General features: G+C 59.0%; 9 protein-coding genes. 3 read left to right on the top strand and 6 right to left on the bottom strand.

Features of this window, described 5'->3' with window-relative positions:
• Nucleotides 1–271 (top strand): DDE-type integrase/transposase/recombinase (locus tag F759_RS0134520; protein WP_036026005.1); only part of this gene is annotated, 271 nt, incomplete at its 5' end.
• Complete coding sequence (locus F759_RS42675) at nt 235–852, top strand: HVO_A0114 family putative DNA-binding protein (protein ID WP_456088830.1); 618 nt, start codon at nt 235–237, stop codon at nt 850–852. The genes F759_RS0134520 and F759_RS42675, both read left to right, overlap by 37 nt.
• A gap of 371 nt (nt 853–1,223) precedes the next feature.
• On the opposite strand, the gene F759_RS0134515 is transcribed toward F759_RS42675, so the two are convergent.
• The 6 genes from F759_RS0134515 to F759_RS0134480 form a co-directional block, all read right to left on the bottom strand.
• A complete protein-coding gene (locus F759_RS0134515; protein WP_152530790.1) occupies nt 1,224–2,000 on the bottom strand; it encodes a hypothetical protein in 777 nt (258 codons plus the stop codon).
• 308 nt (nt 2,001–2,308) lie between these two features.
• Nucleotides 2,309–2,782 carry a hypothetical protein gene (locus F759_RS0134510; RefSeq protein WP_027803793.1) on the bottom strand — a complete coding sequence of 158 codons (474 nt, stop codon included), beginning with the start codon at nt 2,780–2,782 and terminating at the stop codon, nt 2,309–2,311.
• Between the two features lie 1,161 nt (nt 2,783–3,943).
• Nucleotides 3,944–4,423 (bottom strand): thioredoxin domain-containing protein, encoded by a 480-nt coding sequence (locus F759_RS0134495; protein ID WP_027803791.1) that lies wholly within the window; start codon nt 4,421–4,423, stop codon nt 3,944–3,946.
• Entirely contained in the window at nt 4,420–5,661 is a 1,242-nt protein-coding gene (locus F759_RS0134490; protein WP_036026094.1) for a glycoside hydrolase, read from the bottom strand. Before F759_RS0134490 ends, F759_RS0134495 begins: the two co-directional genes overlap by 4 nt.
• Before the next feature lie 18 nt (nt 5,662–5,679).
• On the bottom strand, nt 5,680–7,863 hold the full coding sequence (locus tag F759_RS0134485) for a TonB-dependent receptor (protein WP_027803789.1): 2,184 nt from the start codon (nt 7,861–7,863) through the stop codon (nt 5,680–5,682).
• A gap of 72 nt (nt 7,864–7,935) precedes the next feature.
• Nucleotides 7,936–8,262 (bottom strand): DUF2946 domain-containing protein, encoded by a 327-nt coding sequence (locus F759_RS0134480; RefSeq protein ID WP_322787131.1) that lies wholly within the window; start codon nt 8,260–8,262, stop codon nt 7,936–7,938.
• 367 nt (nt 8,263–8,629) lie between these two features.
• Between F759_RS0134480 and F759_RS41800 the strand changes: the two genes are divergently transcribed.
• Nucleotides 8,630–8,894 (top strand): transposase (locus tag F759_RS41800; RefSeq protein WP_161633335.1); only part of this gene is annotated, 265 nt, incomplete at its 3' end.

Here is an 8,894-nt window from a genome sequence, read left to right as displayed (position 1 = left end):
TGCCAACCTGGCCGGACTGCACGCGATCAACGCAGAGCGCGAAACGCCCATCAAGTTCCGCCAGGCCAAGTACCTCAACAATATCGTCGAACAAGACCATCGGGCGATCAAACGCCGTACCCGACCCATGTTGGGATTCAAGGATTTTCGTTGTGCCCGCATCTTGTTGAGCGGCATTGAACTCATGCATATGATCGCCAAGGGGCAGATGAAAGACGCAGGCAAGCTCGAGCCATCGGCCGCTCGGCAATTCCACTCGCTGGCGATGTAAGCAATCCTCATCATCTCGCTGTCATTGGCCCAAATCGCCTTACCGCGACAAAACCGGGCGCATATATCTCAGTTGACTCGCTGGAGCTATTGTTCCCGGCCCTTACATCTGGCCGCTGGAACATCATCAGGTCGATGACCAGCGCAGAACCACTGTCCGTCCAGGAACTCGCTGAACGACTCGGCATTGATGCCGCATCCGTGCCGCGCGACGTACACGTGTTACCGGAAACCGGCCTGCTCGACCGCAACGCCGACGGCGCAATAGAATTCCCTTACGACGCCGTGCACGTCGATTTCATGATCACCGCCGCGTCAACACCAACGACCGCAGCCGGCCAAAGCCGGTTTTCGTTTCGCTTGCCGTCAGGCAACCAGCGGCGCGGTCCTATTCTATATATCCAGACTTTCTCAACATATCCGGCAGGCGACGCAGGCACCAGATGCAATAAAGCACGAAGACCGGTCCACCGACGAATAGAAGCGTCCTGTCTTCATCTGAATGAACGATATAACGAACGACACCCGCTGCAACGGCGGCCCAAAAAACCCCAGTGCCAAACGTCAACGAAACGACAATGATTGATGTCCGGATCTTCCGATACATGCCTTGCGAAATCATTAATTCTTCCCGCCGTTGGCCGATGTTGCGTCATTGTAGACCGTCACGCCTTTCGAGCCGACGCCAAAGAGCATCAACGGCTGGTTTCGGGCACTGCCAACGAGTCTTCACGACCCGCAGCGGTCGGTCAGATTCCTCTATAACGGACATTTATCTCCGTGCTTGTCGGTGTTCGGAACACGGCTTTTTCTCGTTAGATTTTTGGCAGTTGTTTGTCATCGATTCAGCAATAGCCGTCCGCCGACCGCTTCCGGCGGCCAAAGACATTGGCCGTCATGTGCTGTTCGAGTGTCGGAATGACAGTCGACTCAACCGCGCGCCGACAGCTGTGTCATCGTTTGAGTGACAGAACGGTAGCCACTGCGACCAGCAAAACGAAAAATAACAAGGACACGGCAAAGCGCATGAGGGACCTGAACGACGTGGATTGACGCAGGACAGTAATGGGGTGGCGTCCGCGAACGACGCATATCCCGATGAATAACAAAAAAAGACAAAGAGACAGTGACGCGAGCCAGACAGAAAACTGGAGCATTAGTGCGTCGCCCTGAAAACCCCAATAACCCGTTAAGACAGCTAGGAATGCCGATAGCCACAGGCAGGTAAAGAAAAAATCCTTACCCCGCGACTTCGCCTGAACGACGTGATAATTATCACGAAGCCCACTGGGTTCGGTCATGTAAATATTGGAAGCGGAAGAAAAGTCGCCTTGAGAAACTGAATCCCCGTTGAACTTCATATTGTCCTCGACCCTTCCGCCAAGGTCGAGTGTCCGTTCACGGACGTAACCTCTCAACTCGACATTTAACGCGCAGCGACGACGGCGTACACACCGGATCGCTAGCCCAGCAACGACTAAAATCGCTCCAGTGATTAGCAGCGCCGAACCAAAAAATCGGTCTAACCCAACAAGACTTTCGAACTGGTCCGGATGCATCGACCGTTGGATCGTGACTGTCCGACCCATAGCAACTCCTGTGTTAGCCTGGAATTCTGCTTCATAAAGCTGGGCAGCGCCAAACATGAGCGCGAACAATCCCGCGGTCAGAAACGCTATAGGCCCACGCTTGCCCAGTACAGTTTGTTTTCTATCGGTTGATTTCGGCACTGGCTATATCCGTTCATTGTTGAAACTAGTGGCTGTTAGCTGGATGGCGCCAATTGTGGACGATCTAGACCGTTTCGTCGAACGTCTCAAACTGGCCGAATCCTGAATATGCTCGACCGGGAGAACCGCGGTCTTTCTGCGCGCCGACGTGAATAGCCCGCCGCACGTGGTTGGATTGAATTGCTAACCTATCCTTCGCCGTATTCTCGGGAGTCGTTCAGCACATCGCCGCTGCGAAGTACTCTAGCGACGCATGGGCAAACCAAGCTGGACATTTATCCGCGAGTGGGCCACTTCCTTTGCGGACGTCACGATGACGGATGAATCTGAACGCTCGGCCAGTCGAGTCGGAGAAACCCCGTTGAGATAGCAGGACAACCATCGATCGGGAGCAAACAATACTCGACACCACCTGGCGCATAGCCCATCGATGCCCAATCCATCGAGAACAGCATCCCCCAGGAAAAGTGCTCGATTCTCATGGCGTCTCGCACCATGATTTCAGGCAATCCCGACGTATTTGGTTTGGACAGAAGGTGCGCAACGACTTCTTTCTCAGTATAGAGATACGGCAACACGACTTCGATCAAGTGAGGACCTTTTTGCGCAAAGCGTCCCGTTTCGCAAAATGCCGTGGCCGACCGTTCTGACTGGACAATTCCAATTCCTTGCTGCGTATCTATCCAGTCTGCATTTATCCAGTCATAGTCGCCATTTCGCGGCACATTGATTATCGCTGCCTTGAAATCAAGCCTCATGAGTCCAAGGTCGATGGAATACATGCGTTGCTCGAAAGGGGGGATGCGACCGATTGTCGACGATTCTCGTTCCGATGTCGACCGTCTGTTCCTAGCCGACCTCTGCCCGACGGCAATCGGCAGCAGCCGACGCAGAGCGGCCACACATCGACCGGACTAAGCGCGAACGGCCGGCGGAGGCTTACCGAAGCGAAAACGGCGGCCTCGGGCGTCGCCGACCGTGAATATGGGCTTTTGCGTATTCAACGGCAAACATGCATGCCGCGCTCTCGGATGCGAAGTAACCAAGAATGCCCAATGCTTCGCGCTTGCCGTTGCGGTGCGTGACTATCGCTGTTGCTGCGTAGCCCCCCATGGAAACGGGCGCAACGGGCATGATCGTCGATGTCTTGTATTCCACGGCTTCAGCGTGCATGGGATGGTGCTCCTTGTCGGCGCTCGGCGAGCCGACTGTGACGCCTCAGTTTTTGTATCCTAGGACAATTGTGCAGCGATCAAAAGGTGCAGGGCTTAACTGGCGGCAAGGGTCGGCCAACGCGGCCATGGTCAACCCGCCAAAGTCGCCGTCATGCGTACGCCCAGTCGATAGAAGCAGTCGTCCACCAGGACCATCCGGTAACGAGTTGTTGTCAGCGCACGAGCGTGTCGTCCACTACCCGCTGCCCAGCGCTATACCCTGCCATGAGCGCATCGCCTTCCGTCGCAAAAAGGCGCTGGCTATCTGCCATGAGGCGTATCGGCGCAACCATGGGGCGAGTCGCACCCTCCATGCAGACGGACACGACAGCTACAAAGCCCTTCGGAGCCAACAACCAGCCTTTCCCGGAGGCTTCCGTCACCCACTCGTGGCTCTAGCTCCACGGTGACCTCAAAGCCCTGGTAGACGTAAACTCTTTTCATTGACGAACCTGACTAGCTGATCCAACCGGTCCTGAAACTGTGGAAATCCCCTGCCGGGGAGTGTACATCTCCCTGCCCAGCGTGGCGACGAGGGGCACGCTACGTTGAACTTCCGTAGACAACGCCACAATGCCCGTCGGGCAGGTCACGCGCAATTTGCCTTTCGACGCCATCGCAAGGAGCGCGCCTCATGGTGCGGACTTCCCTTCGCTTCCCGGGAGAATGATCTCATTGCATGAAGTCATTTGCGGGATCAGTCGCCCGGCGGTTTTACGTGCCCGTTCGTTACCGCCTGTTTTGCGCTTCAGCCCAGGTGCCAAGACGGCGAAAGTCCATCGTTCCAGTGATGGTCTGCATCTTGCCGTCAGGCGAGATCAGCAGGGTGAACGGAATCTCTCCTCCCCAATGACGGGCTATTGCGTAGCGCTGGGCGGCGTCGAAGCCGTCCGCGCTTAGCCACTGATCGCCACCGGCGAGCCCGCCCTGCGCAAGCACCGACCGCACCTCAGGCGGCGCGGCCTGCTCGACTTCGATGAACGTGACCGGGATGCCCGGATGGTCATGCACGAAGCGACCCCACGCCGCCATTTCCTGCCGGCACGGATCGCAGCTCATTCCCCACAGATGGACGATCCACGGACGCGACGCATGCGCATGGCGCAGCGCGTCCCAGTCGTCAGCGTTGTACCACTGCAGCCCGGCGGCAACCGCGAGCTTGCAGATCGACAGGCACGTCAGCGCGAGCAGGATTCGATAACGCTTCATTGCGGATCCTTCAGTTCGATGAGTTGATAACCGTGCTCGCTGCTGAGCCACGACAGGAACACATGATCCTTGTCGCCAACCAGCAGCGGATGGTCCGAGCGGCCTGCCGCGCTATCGATGACCGACGGCACACTCCAGTCGCGGCCGTCATTGCCCGAATGCTGGATCAGCACCTGTGAAGCGTGGCCATCGAACGCTTTCCACACCCGCCATACCTGATCGCCGTGGACGAACACGAACGGGCGCGAAGTGACGTCGTCGGGATTGCCGAGGCGCTGCGGATCGCCGAAAGCCGATCCCTCACGCTTCGAGCTTGCGTAGAACAGACCCTGCCGTGCCTTGCCCTGGGTGTACCAAGCGACGTGCACCCTCCCGTTTCCGGAGACCGCGATAGACGGACCCTGATGCGGGCAGGCGTCCGTCACCCAGTCATCGACCGAGACCCGTTGCGGCTTGTCCGGCGCGCCAGTGGGCAGAAAGCGGAGGATTACATGGTCGCGCACTGAGCCGGGGAAGATCGTCCGGAATGCGAGGATCGGCAAGCCGTCGGGCCCGTTCGTCACGCCGATGCGGCAGCACTCGCAACTGACATTCGCCGCGAGTGTCGACGGCGAGAACGTTCGGCCGCCATCAGTGGACCACGCGTACGCGATGGATGCGCCAGGCAGTTTCTGCGGCCCGCTCAGGCGTTTGTCCTGCCAGACCATCAGGATCTTGCCCGATGCCGCGACATCGAGAACCGGCAGCCGCTGGCTTACCGCTGCCGGCTCGAACACGCGCGGCGCATCGAAGTGCGCTCCGCCATCGGATGACGAGGCAAGCCAGATCTGCGCATTCCAGTTTTTGTCCTTGAACGTGTCGTACGCGACCAATACGTGCCCCGCGGCGTCAGCGACCAGTTGCGGTCGCGCGTCACCGCCCCCGTCGAAGCCCTCGCTGACGTCGCCAAGTCGCAGCGGCAGCGTCCAGCTCTGCCCGAGATCCTTCGAGCGGGCCAAATAGACCTTCTGGTCCTGCGTCCAGGTCAGCAGCAACGTGCCATCCGGCGCAATGGCCGGTGTCGCCGAATCAGCACACCCGAGCGGCTGCGCCGACTCGCAGGGGCGGGCGGCCATGTGATGCATCATGGACATGCCGGGCATCGTCTGCGCCCCGGCGCGGCTCGCCAGCAGCAGTGCGAGCGTAGCCGCGACGGCAATCGCGACGAGGGTCCGGAAGCGGATTTCTGACAGAAACATTGTGCTCTCCGTGTGTGATCAGAACGTGGCGCGCATGCCAACAAAGGCCATGCGGGGTGGCGACAGCGTTTGCGTGTACGGCTGGTTAAAGGTCCAGGTGTTGTCGGTATAGGTTCGGTTGAACAGGTTGTTGACGGCCAGCGTCAGATCGATGGCAGGCGTGAGTTGATAGCGGCAGCCGATGTCGAATACCGTGCTCGAACCCTGCGAATACGTGCCGGCGGTCACCGAGCTGTAGTAATTCATGCGCCCGATGTAGTGTCCCTGCGCCTGGAGGGTGAGCTTGCTGAGCGGACTCCAGGTGACGCCGAAGTTGCCAACGAGCTTGGGGATGCCTGCAATCTGCACGCCGGTCGGCGTATTGGTGGAAGTGCTGGTGAGGACCGCGTCGGTGAACGTGAACGATCCGTCGAAACTCAGTCGCGACGACACCTTGTATGAACCGATCAGTTCGAGGCCCTGGGACCGCTCGTTGCCCGCATTGCTATAGAAGTTACAGCTGGTGCTCGATGAGCCCGCAAGAAAGTCCTCACATAGCTGTTGCTGGTAGGCGGACGGTGCGCCGGACGCGGGGCTCGTTGTCGAAAGGATCGTGTTACGGATCGAGTAGAAGAAGTAGGTCGCGCTCAGATCCAGGCCGCCGCGCTCGTAGTCGAGGCCGATTTCCCGCTCGAACATGTCCTGCGGAACGAGCGAGGGATCCGCGATCGACGGCGTCGATGACGCGCTCCCGTAGGAACGCAGGGAATTGTTCAGGCCCGGGCCGCGAAATGTCTTGTTCAGCGATGCGCGTAACGACAGATCGTCGTTGAGGAAATAGCTTGCCGAAATACTCGGATCGAACCGGGTTCTGGTGGTTCCTCCGCCGAGCTGTGGATTGTCGCCTTCCGTCGACGCGATGCTGCTGGAGAAGCGATCCACCCGCCCGGCGAGCGTGATGAGGAGCGAGTCGATCGGAGCGATCCGGGTCTGCAGGAACAGGCCCCCGTAGCTCTGCACGCCGCTGCCGGAGACCGATGCGGCTAATGTTCCCGTCGGTGCGCCGAACACAGTAGGTGTGTTGTAAATCGACTCGCTATCGGACGCGCTCAGGCGTCGATAGTCGACGCCCACCTGGATATCACGCCAGATCTTGCCGATCGTTCTCGAATACGTGGTCGAAAATCCGCTCTCGTGGTAGCTCTGGTCACCGTACTGGGTGTAGTACTGGTTGATCGGGGCGCCCACCGCCGAGGCTGGCAGGCCGGTCAGCGTCGAGGGCAACGACAGGCAGCCGCCGGTGGGCTTCCAGTAACAGCTCGCACCGTTGTACTTGTCGAACGACACTTCCTGCGCCCAGGCCGTCGCGGTCACCGAGCTTTTCTTGTCGAGCGCTTTGGTGACGCTCGCCGCAAAGTCCGGGCTGGTCTGCTCGTTCTTGCCGTAGTCATACGAGATATGTTCGTCGTTGACGTGGTAGCCAAATCGCAGATAACCCTGCAGGTCAGCCGTAGGATGCAGATAGGCCGTCAACTGGGCGTTGGTCTGGCGGGTCCAGATCGGCCCCTTGTCCGGGAAGCGCCACAGGTACGACGACGGCGTCAGTTGATAGCCAGGCGAATCGGAATGGCTTACGGAAAAATTGAAAGCCAGTGCGTCGTTGACCTTGAGGTTCTGGTTCAACGCAACGTTTGTCGTGCCGAAGCTGCCGTAGCTCGCCGATACCGTCGTGCGGTTGTCCGTCGGTTTGCGGCTAATGATGTTGACCACGCCGCCGACGGCCATGTTGCCCCAGACCACGGATCCGCCGCGCACGATCTCGACGCGGTCAACGTTGGCGAGCGGCACCTTGAACCACTGCACGGTTCCGTAGAACGGATCCATGATCGGCACGCCGTCCAGCAGGACGAGCACGGTCGAGTTGCCGAGGCCGCGCATGCCGAGGGACTGTCCGGTCGGATCCTTTGAGGTCGCCGGGACGCTACTGAGGTTGAAGCCCGCAACGTTGCGCAGCAACTGGTCGAGCGACTGCGCCGGACTATTGTCGATTTGCTGCCTGGTGATGATGGTGGTGCTCTGGGGCATTTCTGCAAGGGTTGCTTCGTCGCGGCTGACGCTGACGACGATCTGCGGCAGGTCGACCGGTGTGCCCGAACTGTCGGCGAAAGCCAATTGGGCAGGCAGCATCAACGCCACCGAGGTGGCGAGCAGAGGGCGCTTCATTTTTTTGTGTTTTCTCGAGTCGTGATTGATCGCGCCGCTACGCGCCGTCTAGGCGTCGCGTGGGACCGGGAATTACGATCTGGAAAAGACTGGGGGCGCCCGTGGTCTTCCGGATGGAAAAGCGCCGAGCGGCGTGAAGCGGGTGGACAGGATGGGCGCCGCGACAATCGTCACAAACATGACGAGAACTGGAAGCGGCGGAGCAATGGACGGTAGCGTGGTGTGATCCGCCAGCAGATCACAATAGCCACAAGCGACCATGCCATTGCCATGCATGGGCTGCGTATCCGCGGACGGCGTAGTCGCCGTGCACATCGCCACGACAGGTTCCGCATTTCTGGCCGCAACGACCAGCTGACTGACGACAGGACCCAGCACGATCAGCCATATTGCGATCATGCCTAGCCAGGCAGTCAGTCGACGGTGCGCGTGGGTACTCATCCGGTTTACATGGAATTTGCGACGCGAGTCTAGCACCTTCAGGTTTCGCCTGCGGAATGGCGTCACCTGTTGTCGCGCATGAAAGACGCCAGCCCGAAACCGATGTCACCACGCGGGCCGGAATCTCCGCTAACTGAACCCGGTGCGGCTTGGCGCCATCGCCAGGCAAACGACTGAAGTGGCTCGGAATGGCGTATTGGCGGGTGGAGCCGACGCCTGAATGTCCACACGACGGTGGCGGCGAATGGCTCTTTGTGGCCCAGATTGTGTCAAAACGGTTTTTGGAGCGCTAAAATTTGCCATCCGACAGCGAGGGATAAGCAGGATGAAACGGTTCGTTCAAGGCGACAATCGTACGCAAAGCTTTCTCCTCCCTGAAGCGCTCGATGACTACGTGACGGACACAAATCCCGTGCGCGTAGTTGATGTCTTTGTAGATGAGCTTGATCTTCATAAGCTTGGGTTTGAAGGCGTCGAACCAGCGTTGACGGGTCGGCCTTCGTATCACCCCGAGGTGATGCTCAAGATCTATATCTATGGTTACCTGAACCGGATCCAATCGAGCCGTCGCCTTGAACGCGAGGCCCAGC

It is taken from the genome of Paraburkholderia dilworthii, from assembly GCF_000472525.1.
Taxonomy (GTDB): domain Bacteria; phylum Pseudomonadota; class Gammaproteobacteria; order Burkholderiales; family Burkholderiaceae; genus Paraburkholderia; species Paraburkholderia dilworthii.
The sequence above is the reverse complement of the archived record's forward strand: the minus strand, read 5'-3'. Positions and strand labels throughout refer to the sequence as shown.

Bases quoted from the DNA above. Each gene is read 5' to 3' on its own strand.
- F759_RS0134510 (WP_027803793.1), bottom strand. From the start codon at position 2,782: ATGTATTCCATCGACCTTGGACTCATGAGGCTTGATTTCAAGGCAGCG.
- F759_RS0134495 (WP_027803791.1), bottom strand. From the start codon at position 4,423: ATGAAGCGTTATCGAATCCTGCTCGCGCTGACGTGCCTGTCGATCTGC.
- F759_RS0134490 (WP_036026094.1), bottom strand. From the start codon at position 5,661: ATGTTTCTGTCAGAAATCCGCTTCCGGACCCTCGTCGCGATTGCCGTC.
- F759_RS0134485 (WP_027803789.1), bottom strand. From the start codon at position 7,863: ATGAAGCGCCCTCTGCTCGCCACCTCGGTGGCGTTGATGCTGCCTGCC.
- F759_RS0134480 (WP_322787131.1), bottom strand. From the start codon at position 8,262: ATGATCGCAATATGGCTGATCGTGCTGGGTCCTGTCGTCAGTCAGCTG.